The organism is Pusillimonas sp. SM2304, from assembly GCF_031628915.1.
Classification (GTDB): Bacteria; Pseudomonadota; Gammaproteobacteria; order Burkholderiales; family Burkholderiaceae_B; genus Pusillimonas_C.
This window is the reverse complement of sequence record NZ_JAVLUJ010000002.1, coordinates 983,594-998,383: the sequence shown is the minus strand read 5'-3', so window position 1 is coordinate 998,383 and position 14,790 is coordinate 983,594. Positions and strand designations below refer to the sequence as shown.

Here is a 14,790-nt window from a genome sequence, read left to right as displayed (position 1 = left end):
TCGCGTCCACAACGATCCAACATGCCTAACCCGACACCCAGAATCCTGCACCTGATCGCCTTGCTGTGCGTTGCCGCACTCACGTTCGCCCTGATATCGCAGCATGTCTTTGATATGCAGCCCTGCGCCTGGTGCGTGCTGCAGCGGCTGGTCTTCGCCACGATTGCGCTGGTGTGCTGGCTGGGTTTGCTGGCGGGCCGCCTGGCGCCCGTCCTGCATCGCGCAGCCGCCCTGCTGGTGCTTGCCCTGAGCGTGGGCGGCGTGATGGCTGCCTGGTATCAATACACCGTGGCAGCCAAAATGTTTTCATGCGACATGACCTTTGCAGACCGATTCATGGTGCAGAGCGGCCTGGACGCCAACGTGCCCTGGCTGTTCGGCATCTTTGCCTCGTGCATGGATGCACGGGTGGATCTGTTTGGCATTGAATACGCCCTATGGAGCCTGGGGCTGTTCGCGGTGATCGGCATACTGGGCCTGGCGGCCCTGTTGCGGCGGTCCGGCCGGGCGTAAGCACCGGCCACACGGCCAAGAACAAAGGCAAGGCCCCGCGCCGCGCGGGCAGCGGCGCTTGCCGCCCCGTATTTCAGTCGTCGCTGTCGCTGGTGGCCATTTCGCCCGCTTTGGACTTGGCGCCTCGCGTGGCGCTCAAGCGCTCCAGATAGGCCGCGTCGATATCGCCCGTTACGTACTGGCCGTTGAAGCACGAGGATTCGAACTGGGTCATGGCGGGATTCAGGTCGCGAATGGCTTGTTCCAGATCGGCCAGTTCCTGATAGACCAGGCCGTCGGCCCCGATTTCCCGGGCGATTTCAGCCGTATCCCGGCCGGTAGCGATCAATTCAGTCTGCGTCGGCATGTCTATCCCGTACACATTGGGAAAGCGGACCGCGGGCGCCGCCGAAGCGAAATACACCTTGTTGGCCCCCGCTGCGCGGGCCATGTCGACGATTTCCCGGCTGGTCGTGCCGCGCACAATGGAGTCGTCGACCAGCAGCACGTTCTTGCCGCGAAACTCCATGTCGATGGCGCTGAGCTTTTGGCGCACCGATTTTTTCCGGACCGCCTGGCCAGGCATGATGAAGGTCCGGCCCACATAACGGTTCTTGATGAAACCTTCACGGTAGCTCAGGTCGAGCCGCGCCGCCAACTGCATGGCCGATGGCCGGGACGAGTCCGGTATGGGCATGACGACATCGATGTCGCCCAGCCGCAGGGATTTGGCGACATTGTCGCCCAGGTACTCGCCCATGTTCAGGCGCGCGTCGTAGATCGACACGCCATCCATCATCGAATCGGGGCGCGCAAAATAGACATACTCAAACACGCAGGGCGTCAGGATCGGGGCCTGGGCGCACTGGCGGCTGCTGACCTTGCCATCCAGCCCAATGAATATCGCCTCGCCCGGAGCGATGTCGCGCTCCAGGGTGAATCCACAGCCCGTCAGCGCAACCGACTCGGAAGCCACCATCCATTCCATGCCCTGATCGGTTTCCACCGACCCCAGGCACAAAGGCCGTATCCCGTAGGGATCGCGGAAGGCGACCATCCCGTAGTTGGCAATCTGGGCGATGACGGCGTAAGCCCCCTTGGCGCGCCGGTGCACCGACGACACGGCGGTAAAAATGGCATCCTCGTCCAGCGAGCCGCCGCTGGCCGCCAATTGAAGCTCGTGCGCGAAAACATTCAGCAAGACTTCGGAGTCGGAGTTGGTATTGATATGGCGCCGATCGATTCGGAACAGCTCTTCGCGCAGTTCGCGCCAATTGGTCAGATTGCCGTTGTGCACGAACGTGATCCCGAACGGCGCGTTCACGTAGAAAGGCTGTGCCTCGTCGACGCTGTCGCTGGAGCCCGCGGTCGGATACCGCACCTGCCCCAGGCCGCTGACCCCCGGCAAAGACCGCATGTTGCGCGTGCGGAACACATCGCGCACCAGGCCATGCGCCTTGTACATATTGAAAAACTGCTCGTGCGAGGTCGCAATGCCCGCGGCATCCTGCCCGCGATGCTGCAACAGAAGCAGACTATCGTAAATCAGCTGATTTACAGGGGCCGTGGAAGCAACCCCGACAATTCCACACATTTTTATGTTCCTGTGAATGCAATCAATACGGTAACCAAGACGCCAAAGACGGGGGCAGCATCAGCTTGATCTGCTGTATGGCCTGTATCGTCGTGCGCGATAGCCTGGCTTCCTGCCACCAGGGCTCTTTGGGCAAATCGGTGTAGCCGGCCAGCGCCACCAGCACCAAGACGATCAGGGCGCCGCGCAACAGGCCGAACAAGGCGCCCAGCCCATGGTCGGCCGGCGTCAACCCGGTTTTCTGGATAAGCGTCCCCAAGGTGACGTTGACCAGCCCGACCAGCAAGAGCATAGTGATGAACACCAGCCCATAGGCCACGGCCGTGCGCAGCAAAGCGTTTTCGATCAGATCGGTAAACCAGACAGACACCAGCGGCCCCCACCAGACCGCGGCCAGAAAAGCCACCACATAGGCGATCAGCGACAATACCTCTTTGATGAGCCCTCGCAGGAGCCCTAGAAATGCCGACACACCAAGAATGGCCAGCACCAGGTAGTCGAAGCTTGTCACTTAGTGGAAATGAAACCGTTGTCGTATCCCAGCGCCCTTAAGCGGGCCTGCGCAGCCTGCGCCGCATCGCGTGAAGGAAATGGCCCCACCCGCAGGCGGTAGGCCGTCTTTCCGCCCGAGCTGGCATTTTCCACGTAAGCATTGGTCACCCCCGCCGACACCAGGCGTTCGCGCCGTACATTGGCGTCCTGCTCGTTGGTGTAGGCCGCAATCTGCAGAATGAAGCTGCCTTTGGTTTCGGCGGGCGCGGGCTTGGCCTCGCCTGGGCTGCGGCCTTCAAGCAGGGCAAGCGCCACGGAACCGTCGTCGCTGCGGTCGGACGATGGCTTGGGCGCCGGCTTTTCGGCGGGCTTGGGTTTTTCGGTTGCCGGGGCCGGGGCCGGGGCCGGTTCGGGTTTGGGCGCCGGATCGGCCGGCTCGGGCTGGACCGGTTCGGCGGGTTCGGGGGTGGCGGGAAGCGGCGTTTGCGCCGTGGCATCCGGCTGCGTGGCGGGATCGTGGGGCGTTGCGCCAGGCGCGGGCGCTGCGGCGTCCGGCGCGGCCGGTTCGGGGCTGGCCGGCGCCAGCGCCACATTGCCGTCGGCCGGCGGAGGAACGATGGACGGCACGACGACCGGTGTCTGGGTTTCATCCAGCGGTTCGGATGAATCGAACAGCATCGGCACGACAATCACGGCCGCCAGCACCAATGCCAGGGCACCGATCAGCCGGCGGCGGGCGCGGCCCCGTAATTCGCTGGCCTGGGCTTCGCTGGACAAGGAAGCGCGCGACGCGCTGCGGCGCCCGGAATCCGAGGCGGACTCGTTACGAGAGAACAATCCCATGGAGCAAAAACCTATCGTGTAAGCAGGCTGGCCGCAAGGCCGCCTGAACTATATAACCCTGTGCACTGCGGGCGGGGAGCCAACGATCAGCCCCTGCCCAGTTCGCCAAGCACCGGGCCGACTGTTGCGAAAGAGCCGAACACAAGAATTCTATCACTGTCGGAGGCTTGTTTCCGAGCTTCGGCAAAGGCTTGTACCGGATTATCAAAACTGGAAACGCTTACCGAGCCGGTCGCAACGGGCGCGGGGGCATGGGCCCGCACACCGGGCCGGCTATCGGCGCCCTGGCCGGCAGGCTGGACCCGTTTCACTTCCCGGCTGCCCTCTTCCATGGAAGGCGTGCTGCTGGACGCCGCGACGGCCTGGCGCACGGCAGCGGCAAGCGCTTCACCGGATGTTCCGCGCGGGCCCGGCAGGCTGGCGCAATACCAGCGGTCGACGCGATGGGCCAGCTTGGCCACGACCCCGGCGATATCCTTGTCGTTCAACATGCCCAGCACCGCATGCGTATGGGGGAAATAGCCCATGTTGTCCAGGTTCTGGCCCAATGCGGCGGCGGCGTGCGGGTTGTGGGCCACATCCAGGATGATCGTAGGCGTACCGGGCAATATTTGCAGGCGGCCAGGCAGCGCGGCCTGCGACAGGCCGATGCGCACGGCCTGTTGCGGCACGACCAGCGTCGGCCGCAAGGCTTCCAGCGCGGCCAACGCCGCCGCGGCGTTCAGCAACTGGTTGGCGCCGCGCAAGGCCGGATAAGCCAGGCCGCTGCGGCGCTGGCCGCGGCCGCCATAAGCCCATTGCTGCCGGTCGCCGGAATAATTGAAATCTTTGCCGAACAGCCACAGATCGGCCTGAATCCGAGCGGCATGATCGATGATGCTTTGGGGCGGCACCGGATCGGCGCAGATGGCGGGCCGGCCAGGGCGGAAAATATGCGCTTTTTCAAAGCCGATTTTCTCGCGCGTATCGCCCAGGTAATCGGTATGGTCGATGTCGACGCTGGTAATGATGGCGCAGTCCGCATCGACCAGGTTGACGGCGTCCAGGCGCCCGCCCAGGCCGACTTCCAGCACCGCGACATCCATTTTTTCCTGCTCGAACAGCATCAGCCCAGCCAGTGTCGTGTACTCGAAATAGCTCAGGGTGATGTCGCCGCGCGTTTGCTCGATACGGTGGAATTGCGCGATGATTTGCGCATCGCTGGCGAACTCGCCGTTCACGCGGATGCGTTCGTTGAAGTCGATCAGGTGCGGCGAAGTATACGTGCCGGTTTTATAGCCCGAAGCCAGCAGGATGGCTTCCAGCATGGCGCAGGTGGAGCCCTTGCCGTTGGTGCCCCCCACCGTGATTTTCACGAACGGGAGCGTCAGGTTCAGCTTGGCGGACACAGCGCGTATGCGCTCGAGGCCCAAATCGATGGCGCTGCGATGCAAGGACTCAAGATAGCTCAGCCACGCTTGCAAGGTGGCGGTAGGGCTTGGGACAGGAAGGGACATGATCAATGCTTATAGAAAAACCAACGGCAGGCGCTCATGTTAGCACCTGCCGTTGAAATCATACCGTGTGCCCACACGGCAGCCAGCGTTATTTGCGCTTGGCCGGAGGAAGGTCGGTACAACTGCCTTCGGCCACCTCAGCGGCCATGCCGATGGACTCGCCCAGGGTCGGATGCGGATGGATGGTTTTACCGATGTCCACCGCATCGGCGCCCATCTCGATGGCCAGCGCCACTTCGCCGATCAGGTCGCCGGCATGGGTGCCGACAATGCCGCCGCCCAGCACCCGAAGCGTTTCCGCATCGAACAACAGCTTGGTGAACCCTTCGTCACGGCCATTGGCAATGGCGCGGCCCGATGCCGCCCACGGGAACAGGCCTTTCTTGACCGCAATGCCCTCTTTCTTGGCATCGTCCTCAGTCAGCCCCACCCAGGCGACTTCGGGATCGGTATACGCCACCGACGGAATGACGCGCGCGTCGAAGGCGCTTTTCTCGCCGGCGATGACTTCCGCGGCCACATGGCCTTCATGCACGGCCTTGTGCGCCAGCATGGGTTGGCCCACGATGTCGCCGATGGCAAAAATATGCGGCACATTGGTGCGCATCTGCTTGTCGACGTCGATAAAGCCACGATCGGTCACGGCCACGCCCGCCTTGTCGGCGGCGATCTTCTTGCCGTTGGGGGTGCGCCCGACCGCCTGCAGCACCAGATCGTAGCGTTGCGCTTCCTTGGGCGCGTTCTTGCCCTCGAAAGTGACCCAGATGCCGTCATCGCGCGCTTCGGCGCCAACCGTCTTGGTGTCGAGCATGATCTGATCGAAACGGCCGGCGTTTTTCTTTTCCCAGACCTTGACCATGTCGCGGTCCGCACCCTGCATCAGGCCGCTTTGCATCTCGACCACATCCAGGCGGGTGCCCAGCGCCGAGTAGACCGTGCCCATTTCGAGCCCGATAATGCCGCCGCCCACGATCAGCATCTTCTTGGGAATGCTGGACAAAAGCAGCGCCCCCGTGGAGTCGACGATGCGGCTGTCATCCGGGAAAAACGGCAGCTTCACCGACTGGCTGCCCGCGGCAATGATGGCCGAGCCGAACTTGACGGTCTGGGCCTTGCCGTCCTGCCCGGTCACGGTCAGATGATGAGGATCGGCAAACTCGCCCACGCCATGCAAGACCGTCACCTTGCGGGCCTTGGCCATGCCGGCCAGTCCGCCGGTCAATTTGGACACGACCCCGTCTTTGTAGGCGCGCAATGCATCCAGGTCGATGGTAGGCTTGCCGAAGGAAATGCCATGCGCGGACAAGGACTGGGCCTCTTCCAGGACGGCCGCCATGTGCAGCAGCGCCTTGGACGGTATGCAGCCCACATTCAGGCAGACGCCGCCCAATGTCGCGTAGCGCTCGACCAGTACGACTGAAAGCCCCAGGTCGGCGGCGCGGAACGCAGCGGAATACCCGCCGGGTCCGGCGCCCAGCACCAGCACGTCGTAGCTGGCATCGGCCGAGCCCGAAAAACTGGCTGCGGCAGGCGCCTTGGGCGCTTTGCCGGCGGAGCCGGCATCGTCAGGCGCGCGCTTGGCCTCGTCGGCAGGGGCAGCGGCGGCCGGCTTCGACGCCGTAGCCGTTTCCCGGGCCTTGGCGGGCGCCTCGCCCTGCTCCGGCGACGCGGCGGTCTCTTCAATCTGCACGATGGCCGAGCCTTCGGCCACCTTGTCGCCCACTTTCACCAATATCGCTTTGACCACGCCCGCCTTGGCAGCGGGGATTTCCATGGAGGCCTTGTCGGACTCCACGGTGATCAGGCCTTGCTCCGCGTCGATGCTGTCGCCCACCGCGACCAGCACCTCGATGACCTCGACCTCGGCAAAATCGCCAATATCGGGCACGTTCAGTTCGGTTGTGCTCATACGGGCTCCTATAGCGCGATGCGGCGGAAGTCGGCCAGCAAACTACCCAGGTAGGCATTGAAGCGGGCCGCGGCGGCGCCGTCGATGACCCGGTGGTCATAGGACAGCGACAAAGGCAGCATCAGGCGAGGCTCGAACTCCTTGCCGTTCCAGACCGGTGCGTGAGACGAGCGCGACACCCCCAGGATGGCGACTTCGGGCGCGTTGATGATAGGCGTGAAAGAGGTGCCGCCTATGCCGCCCAATGAGGAAATCGAGAAGCAGCCGCCCTGCATCTGGGTGGGCGAAAGCTTGCCGTCGCGCGCCAGCTTGGCCAGCTCGGACGTTTCAGTTGCCAGGTCGAAAATCCCTTTCTTGTCGGCATCGCGGATCACCGGCACCACCAGCCCGTTGGGCGTATCTGCCGCAAAGCCGATATGGTAGTACTGCTTCAGGACCAGGTTGTCGCCGTCGATCGATGCATTGAACTCGGGGAATTTCTTGAGCCCGGCAACGACCGCCTTGATCAGGAAAGCGAGCATCGTCACTTTGACCCCTGACTTCTGGTTCTCTTGGTTCAAGGTCTGGCGCAAGGCTTCAAGCTCGGTGATGTCGGCCACATCGTTATTGGTCACATGCGGAATCATGACCCAGTTGCGATGCAGGTTGGCGCCGGAAATCTTCTTGATGCGGGACAAGGGCTTGGACTCGATCTCGCCGAACTTGGCGAAATCGACCTTGGGCCAGCCCAGCACGCTGAAACCGCCCTCGCCGCCCGATGCGCCGGCCGTGGCGGCGCCGCCGCCGGCCGCCAATGCGCTCTTGACGAACTGGCGGACATCTTCCTTGGTAATGCGATTCTTGGCGCCTGACCCCGTCACGGTGGCCAGATTGACACCCAGCTCGCGCGCGAACTTGCGTACCGAAGGCGATGCATGCGGCAGATTCCGCAAAGGCACATTGGCATCGGCAAACGACTCAGTCGGCGAATGACGCTCTGGCGGAACGGAAGCCAGGCCGCCTTCCGGCGCGGGCGGCTGCTTGGGCGCGGGCGCCGCGCTGTCCGCCTTGGCGGCCGGGGCGGCCTGTTCCGCTGCGGCGGCGGCAGGCTGCTTGGCCGCAGGCGCGGGGGCAGCGTTGCTTTGCACCTCGATGATTTCGGAACCCTCGTTCACCTTGTCACCCAGCTTGACCTTGACGGCCGTCACGACCCCCGCGTGCGAGGCGGGCACTTCCATTGAGGCTTTATCGGACTCGACCGTGATCAGGCTTTGCTCGGCCGCCACCGTATCGCCCACGGCCACCATGATTTCAATGACTTCGACGTCGGTGGCGTCGCCGATATCCGGCACGACGATGGTGACCCGTTCGCCGCCCGGCTGCCCGGCCGCGGCCGTGGCGGCTTGGCCGGATGCGGCCTTGGGCTGTGGCTCGTCCGCCGGCTTGCCGGCATCCGCATCGCCGCCGGCCTGGGCCGGCGGGGCTTCGGCGGCGCTGTCGGCCTCTTCGGCCGCGACCTGAATAATCACCGATCCTTCCTTGATCTTGTCGCCCACCTTGACCGACACGGACTTCACCACGCCGGCCTGCGGAGAGGGGATTTCCATAGAGGCCTTGTCGGACTCGACCGTGATCAGGCTCTGCTCGGCGGCAATGGTATCGCCCTCGGACACCAGCACTTCGATGACTTCGACTTCACTGAAATCGCCAATGTCCGGGACCTTTACTTCGATGGTATTGCTCATGTTCGCGCCCCCCCTTTAAGCGTGATGCGGATTGGCTTTGTCAGGATTGATCCCGTACTTCTTGATGGCTTCCGCCACCTTGGCCATTGGCAGTTTTCCTTCGTCGGCCAGGCCGCGCAATGCAGCCAGCACCACAAAATGACGATCGACCTCGAAGTGCTCGCGCAGCTTGGAACGGAAGTCGGAACGGCCGAAGCCGTCTGTGCCCAACACCTTGAACGCGCGATCCTTGGGAACGTAGGGACGAATCTGGTCGCCAAACGCCTTGACGTAATCGGTCGAAACAATGATGGGGCCGGTCGTCTTCTGCAGCTGCTGGGTCACATACGGCAAAGGCGCCTTGGTGTCCTCGGGATGCAGCAGGCTGTAGCGTTCGCGGTCCAGGCCATCGCGGCGCAACTCGGTGAAACTGGTCACGCTCCAGACATCGGAGCCCACGCCCCAGTCGCTTTCCAGCAATGCCTGCGCAGCAAGGACTTCACGCAAGATCGTGCCGGAGCCCATCAGTTGAACACGCAGCTTCTTGCTGTCGCCCAGCGATTTGAACTTGTACATGCCGCGAATAATGCCTTCCTCGTCGCCGGGGTTCAGGCCGGGCTGGGCATAGTTCTCGTTCATGACGGTGATGTAGTAGTACACGTTCTCTTGGTTTTCCACCATGCGCTTGAGGCCATCCTGAATGATGACGGCCAGCTCGTGCCCGAACGTGGGATCGTACGATACGCAATTGGGAATCAGCGCGGACATGATGTGGCTGTGGCCGTCTTCGTGCTGCAAGCCTTCGCCGTTCAAGGTGGTGCGCCCCGCCGTACCGCCCAGCAGGAAGCCGCGCGCTTGCATATCCCCGGCTGCCCAGGCCAGATCGCCCACGCGCTGGAACCCGAACATCGAGTAATAAATGAAGAACGGGATCATGATCCGGTTATTGGTCGAATACGATGTGGCGGCGGCCATCCAGGAACTGAAGGCGCCGGCCTCGTTGATCCCTTCCTGCAGCAGCTGGCCGTTTTCCGTTTCGCGGTAATACATGACCTGGTCTTTATCGACAGGCGTGTATTTCTGGCCTTCAGGCGCATAAATGCCGATCTGGCGGAACAGGCCTTCCATGCCGAAGGTGCGGGATTCGTCGGCCAGAATCGGCACGACGCGCGGGCTCAGTTCTTTATCGCGCAGAATCTGGTTCAGGATGCGCACGAAAGCCTGGGTAGTGGAAATCTCGCGGCCTTCCGATGTGGGTTCAAGCACTGCCTTGAAGGCTTCGAGCTTGGGCGCGGTCAAATGCTCGTCGGCCTTTTCGCGGCGACGGGGCAAGTATCCCCCCAGCGCTTTCCGGCGCTCGTGCAAATACTTCATTTCCGGGGAATCATCGGCCGGCTTGAAATAAGGAAGCTGTTCGAGCTTGTCGTCGGAAACCGGAATGTTGAAGCGGTCGCGGAATTCGCGCACCGCGTCTACGTCCAGCTTTTTCTGCTGGTGGCTTGGGTTCTTGGCCTGGCCGACGTGGCCCATGCCATAGCCCTTGATGGTCTTGGCAAGAATGACGGTAGGCTGGCCCGCGTGCTCGGACGCCGCCTTGAATGCCGCATAGACCTTGTAAGGATCGTGGCCGCCGCGGTTCAGGCGCCAGACGTCTTCATCGCTCATGCGGCTGACCATTTCCAGCAGCTTGGGGTGCTTGCCGAAGAAGTGTTCGCGCACAAACTTGCCGTCGTGCGCCTTGTAGGCCTGGTATTCACCGTCGACCGACTCTTCCATGATGCGGCGCAAGATCCCTTCTTTGTCGCGCGCAAGAAGGGGGTCCCAGTAACCGCCCCAGATCAGCTTGATGACATTCCAGCCGCTGCCGCGGAAATCGCCTTCCAGCTCCTGGATGATTTTGCCGTTGCCGCGCACCGGCCCGTCAAGGCGCTGCAAGTTGCAGTTGATGACGAAAACCAGATTGTCCAGCTTCTCGCGCGAGGCCAGGCTGATGGCGCCCAGGGACTCGGGTTCATCCATTTCGCCATCGCCGCAGAACACCCAGACCTTGCGCTTGCTGGTGTCGGCAATGCCGCGAGCGTGCAGATACTTCAGGAAGCGCGCCTGGTAAATGGCCATCAGGGGGCCCAGGCCCATGGATACGGTGGGAAACTGCCAAAAATCCGGCATGAGCTTGGGGTGCGGATAGGACGGCAGCCCCTTGCCATCCACTTCCTGGCGGAAATTGTCCAGTTGCTCTTCGGTCAGGCGACCTTCAAGATAGGCGCGGCCGTAAATGCCGGGCGATGAATGCCCCTGGAAGTAAACCAGGTCGCCGCCATGATCTTCGGTTTCCGCGTGCCAGAAGTGGTTCTGGCCGCAGCCTATCATCGTGGCCAGGGAAGCGAAGGAAGCAATGTGCCCGCCCAGGTCGCCGCCATCGGGCGGATTGTGGTTATTGGCCTTGACGACCATGGCCATGGCGTTCCAGCGCACATACGAGCGGATGCGCTCTTCGAGCACGATGTTGCCCGGATGCGCGGGCTCCAGCCCGGGTGGTATCGTATTGACGTACGCCGTGTTGGGTGAAAAGGGAATATAGGCCCCCGAACGGCGTGCCAGGTCAATCAATCGCTCCAGCAAAAAATGGGCGCGCTCGGGCCCTTCCCGATCAAGCACGGCCTCGAGCGCTTCAAGCCATTCCTGCGTTTCAAGGGCGTCGTCATCGACCTCGGCCGTTTTGTTGCTTACCTGATCAAGAGAGGACATTCGCTGTCTCCTGTTTTTTAAATGGTGGAATCGGGCACCGCAATCTGCACCAATCCGTTTCGTTATAACCCGAACGTGGATGGTTGCGAACCTGAAGTTCCGGAAAGATGTGCCCCCGAGCTTTTCCAATTCTAGGAAAGACCGGGGATATGTTCAAGCAAAATTTCATTTTATGGTATCAGTTTTTATAATGTGGAAAAATGTCTGACCTGTTACCGTCTAAAATGCGCTGAGCAGTTTCCTTGCGCTTATTAAATAACCATGGCGACACCTTCCAAGAAATCCCTGATCCCGACGACGTTCTACGACCAGGCCAACCACCCCCGTCGTGGTTTCTATTGGCTGACGCCGGTCATCGTGCTGATTCTGTACCTGTGCGTCATGGGGGTCTTCGTCTGGCTGCAACAGTTGCACAATGACAGTGTCATGTTCGTCACCATAGACCAGGAAACCCGCCAGCAACGCTTGATCATGGTGGTGGCCGCCTTGTCGCTGGTCATTGTGCTGAGCCTGCTGGCCCTGTGGCGCTACACGCGCTTCCGCACCCGCGCCGAGGCCGCCCTGATTGCGGAAACCGGATTTCGGCGCGCCATGGAAAACTCCATGTCCACCGGCATGCGCGTCTTCGACATGCACGGCCGCATTGCCTACGTGAATCCCGCCTTCTGCCGGATGATAGGCTGGAACGAAGCCGACCTGATCGGCCGCACCACCCCCTTTCCTTATTGGCTGCCCGGCCGGCATGCGCAACACCAGGAAACGCTGGACGTCCTGCTGTCGGGCCGCACCCCAAGCAGCGGCCTCGAGGTCGAGGCCCAGCGGCGCGACGGCTCGCGCTTTACGGCGCGCATGTATGTATCGCCTTTGCGCGACCCCAACGGTGAGCAGATCGGCTGGATGACTTCCATGACCGACATCACCGAACCCAAGCGGATACGCGAAGCGCTCACGGCCGCGCATGAACGCTTCATGACCGTGCTGGAAGGCCTGGACGATGCCATTTCGGTGGTGGCCGACACCGCCGACGGCCTGGAGCTGCTGTTCGCCAACCGCACCTACCGGCGTTTCTTCGGCGCCCAGTCCAACGGGCATGCCGAGCTGCTGGGCGGCCGGCTGGGCCGTTTTACCGACGAAACCGTCGAAACGTTTTCAGACTCGGCCCAGCGCTGGTTCGAAGTGCACCACCGCATTCTGGCCTGGACCGACGGGCGCCGCGTCCGCCTGCAAGTGGCGCGCGACATCACTGAAAGACGCACGCACGAAGAAGCATCGCGCGTTCAGCAGGAGAAAATCCAGCTCACCAGCCGGCTGACGACCATGGGCGAAATGGCCTCGTCGCTGGCCCATGAACTGAATCAGCCTCTGACGGCCATCAGCAACTACAGCATGGGGGCGGTCGCCATGCTCAAGTCGGGCAACGCCGACCCCGAGCGCCTGCTCGAAGCGCTCGAGAAAGCGGCCCGCCAGGCGGAACGCGCGGGCAAGATCATCAGCCGCATCCGCGAGTTCGTCAAACGCAGCGAGCCGCGGCGGCAGCAGGTGCCGGTCATGCGCATCGTCGATAATGCCGTGGGCTTTGCCGACATCGATGCGCGCAAGCGCCAGGTGGACATCCAGGTTCACCTGCCCGACCCCCTTCCCGACGTGCTGGCCGACCCCATACTGATCGAGCAGGTATTATTGAACCTGCTGAAGAACGGTGTGGAAGCCATGGAAACCAGCGACTACCGGACTTTGCATGTCGTGATCACGGACCAAAACCCACTGATCGAAATTGCGGTCATCGACCGCGGTTACGGCCTGCGCGAACCCGAGCGGCTGTTCGAGCCTTTCTATAGCACCAAGTCGGAAGGCCTGGGCATGGGCCTGAACATCTGCCGTACTATTATCGAATCGCACCACGGCCGCTTATGGGCCGGTGCAAACCCGGAAGGCGGCACCATCTTCCGGTTCACCCTGCCCTGTGCCAAGCCACAAGCACCCAGCACTACAGAAGACACCCAGGAGTTGAATGCATGATTACACCTCAAGCACCGAACACTATTTTTATCGTCGATGACGACGAAGCGGTACGCGATTCATTGCGATGGCTCCTGGAGGCCAACGGTTACCGGGTCCGGAGCTTTAGCGGTGCGGAAGAATTCCTGAACGCCTACGAGCCGGATCAGATCGGCGTGCTGATCGCCGACGTGCGCATGCCCGGCATGAGCGGTCTCGAGCTGCAGGAAGAACTCATCGCCCGCGATGCCCCCCTGCCCATCGTCTTCATTACCGGGCACGGCGACGTCCCGATGGCCGTGTCCACCATGAAGAAAGGCGCGGTCGACTTCCTTGAAAAACCCTTCAATGAAACCGATTTGCGCAATATCGTGGCCCGCATGCTGGAACAGGCCGCGGAGCGCGTCAATCAGGCCCAGGCCCAGAAGAACCATCAGGCGGTGCTGAACCGGCTGACGGCGCGCGAGCAGCAGGTGCTTGAGCGCATTGTGGCCGGCCGCCTGAACAAGCAGATTGCCGGCGATCTGAACATCAGCATCAAGACCGTCGAGGCGCACCGGGCCAACATCATGGAAAAACTCGAAGTCACCACGGTGGCCGATTTGATGAAAATCGCCCTGACCAAAGCCGAGGGCGCAGCATGACGGCACGTATCATTGACGGCAAAGCGCTTTCCGACGCCGTCAAAGCCGAAGTCGGCCTGCGCGTCACTGCCCTGAAAGCGCGCGGTGTCACGCCCGGCCTGGCTGTCGTCCTGGTGGGCGAAGACCCCGCCTCGCAAGTCTACGTACGGAACAAGGCGGCGGCCTGCGAAAAAGCGGGCCTGCACTCGCGCGTCATCCGCCTGGCGGGCGATATCAGCGAAGACGCCCTGCTCGACGTGGTGCGCGAGCTGAATCACGACGACGCGGTGCACGGCATTCTGGTGCAACTGCCCCTGCCCCGCCACATGAATGCCGCCCGGGTCATCGAGACCATCGCCGCCGCCAAGGATGTGGACGGCTTCCATATCAGCAATGCCGGCCTGCTCATGACGGGCCAGCCCCTGTTCCGGCCTTGCACGCCCTACGGCATCATGAAAATGCTGGAATCCGAGCAGGTCTCGCTGTGGGGGGCTGAAACCGTCGTGGTAGGCGCCAGCAACATCGTGGGCAAGCCCATGGCCATGCTGATGCTCGCCGCCGGCGCCACGGTCACCCTGTGCAACTCCAAAACGCGCGACCTGGGCGCTCAGACCCGCCGCGCCGACGTGCTGGTGGTGGCCACCGGCAAGCCGGGCATGGTCACCGGCGACATGATCAAGCCCGGCGCCGTCGTGATCGACGTCGGCATCAACCGCAACGACCAGGGCAAGCTCGTGGGCGACGTCGATTTCGAATCGGCCCGCCAAGTGGCCGGCGCCATCACGCCGGTGCCCGGCGGCGTCGGCCCCATGACCATCGCCATGCTGCTGGTCAACACCGTGGAAGCCGCCGAGCGCAGCGCCGACCCGGCCGCATAGAAAGATTCAAGGTA

The 14,790-nt window shown here is 62.5% G+C and carries 11 protein-coding genes; 4 read left to right on the top strand and 7 right to left on the bottom strand.

Features of this window, described 5'->3' with window-relative positions; genetic code table 11:
- Window positions 1-21: 21 nt before the first annotated feature.
- Window positions 22-513 carry a disulfide bond formation protein B gene (locus tag RE432_RS13730; protein ID WP_310933970.1) on the top strand — a complete coding sequence of 164 codons (492 nt, stop codon included), beginning with the start codon at window positions 22-24 and terminating at the stop codon, window positions 511-513.
- Between the two features lie 73 nt (window positions 514-586).
- Here RE432_RS13730 and purF read toward each other — a convergent pair whose 3' ends face one another.
- The 7 genes from purF to aceE form a co-directional block, all read right to left on the bottom strand.
- The gene (gene purF, locus RE432_RS13725) at window positions 587-2,086 is read right to left on the bottom strand and encodes an amidophosphoribosyltransferase (protein WP_310933969.1); all 1,500 of its coding nucleotides are present in this window, start codon (window positions 2,084-2,086) and stop codon (window positions 587-589) included.
- Window positions 2,087-2,108: 22 nt separating this feature from the next.
- Window positions 2,109-2,597 carry a CvpA family protein gene (locus RE432_RS13720; protein WP_310933968.1) on the bottom strand — a complete coding sequence of 163 codons (489 nt, stop codon included), beginning with the start codon at window positions 2,595-2,597 and terminating at the stop codon, window positions 2,109-2,111.
- Window positions 2,594-3,421: an SPOR domain-containing protein gene (locus tag RE432_RS13715; RefSeq protein ID WP_310933967.1), complete on the bottom strand. Its 828-nt coding sequence runs from the start codon at window positions 3,419-3,421 to the stop codon at window positions 2,594-2,596. The genes RE432_RS13720 and RE432_RS13715 overlap by 4 nt, the downstream gene beginning before the upstream one ends.
- A gap of 86 nt (window positions 3,422-3,507) precedes the next feature.
- On the bottom strand, window positions 3,508-4,917 hold the full coding sequence (gene folC, locus RE432_RS13710) for a bifunctional tetrahydrofolate synthase/dihydrofolate synthase (protein WP_310933966.1): 1,410 nt from the start codon (window positions 4,915-4,917) through the stop codon (window positions 3,508-3,510).
- Window positions 4,918-5,005: 88 nt separating this feature from the next.
- The gene (gene lpdA, locus RE432_RS13705; RefSeq protein WP_310933965.1) at window positions 5,006-6,826 is read right to left on the bottom strand and encodes a dihydrolipoyl dehydrogenase; all 1,821 of its coding nucleotides are present in this window, start codon (window positions 6,824-6,826) and stop codon (window positions 5,006-5,008) included.
- 8 nt (window positions 6,827-6,834) lie between these two features.
- Window positions 6,835-8,550, bottom strand: coding sequence for a dihydrolipoyllysine-residue acetyltransferase (gene aceF / locus RE432_RS13700; RefSeq protein ID WP_310933964.1), 1,716 nt, complete (start codon window positions 8,548-8,550; stop codon window positions 6,835-6,837).
- Window positions 8,551-8,565: 15 nt separating this feature from the next.
- Window positions 8,566-11,277 carry a pyruvate dehydrogenase (acetyl-transferring), homodimeric type gene (gene aceE / locus RE432_RS13695; RefSeq protein WP_310933963.1) on the bottom strand — a complete coding sequence of 904 codons (2,712 nt, stop codon included), beginning with the start codon at window positions 11,275-11,277 and terminating at the stop codon, window positions 8,566-8,568.
- A gap of 261 nt (window positions 11,278-11,538) precedes the next feature.
- Here aceE and RE432_RS13690 point away from each other — a divergent pair, with 261 nt between their 5' ends.
- The 3 genes from RE432_RS13690 to folD are packed head-to-tail and all read left to right on the top strand — an operon-like array spanning window position 11,539 to window position 14,776.
- The gene (locus RE432_RS13690) at window positions 11,539-13,296 is read left to right on the top strand and encodes a PAS domain S-box protein (protein ID WP_310933962.1); all 1,758 of its coding nucleotides are present in this window, start codon (window positions 11,539-11,541) and stop codon (window positions 13,294-13,296) included.
- Window positions 13,293-13,919, top strand: a complete 627-nt coding sequence (locus RE432_RS13685; protein ID WP_310933961.1) for a response regulator transcription factor — start codon at window positions 13,293-13,295, stop codon at window positions 13,917-13,919. Before RE432_RS13690 ends, RE432_RS13685 begins: the two co-directional genes overlap by 4 nt.
- The gene (folD, locus tag RE432_RS13680) at window positions 13,916-14,776 is read left to right on the top strand and encodes a bifunctional methylenetetrahydrofolate dehydrogenase/methenyltetrahydrofolate cyclohydrolase FolD (RefSeq protein WP_310933960.1); all 861 of its coding nucleotides are present in this window, start codon (window positions 13,916-13,918) and stop codon (window positions 14,774-14,776) included. The genes RE432_RS13685 and folD overlap by 4 nt, the downstream gene beginning before the upstream one ends.
- Window positions 14,777-14,790 lie beyond the last annotated feature (14 nt).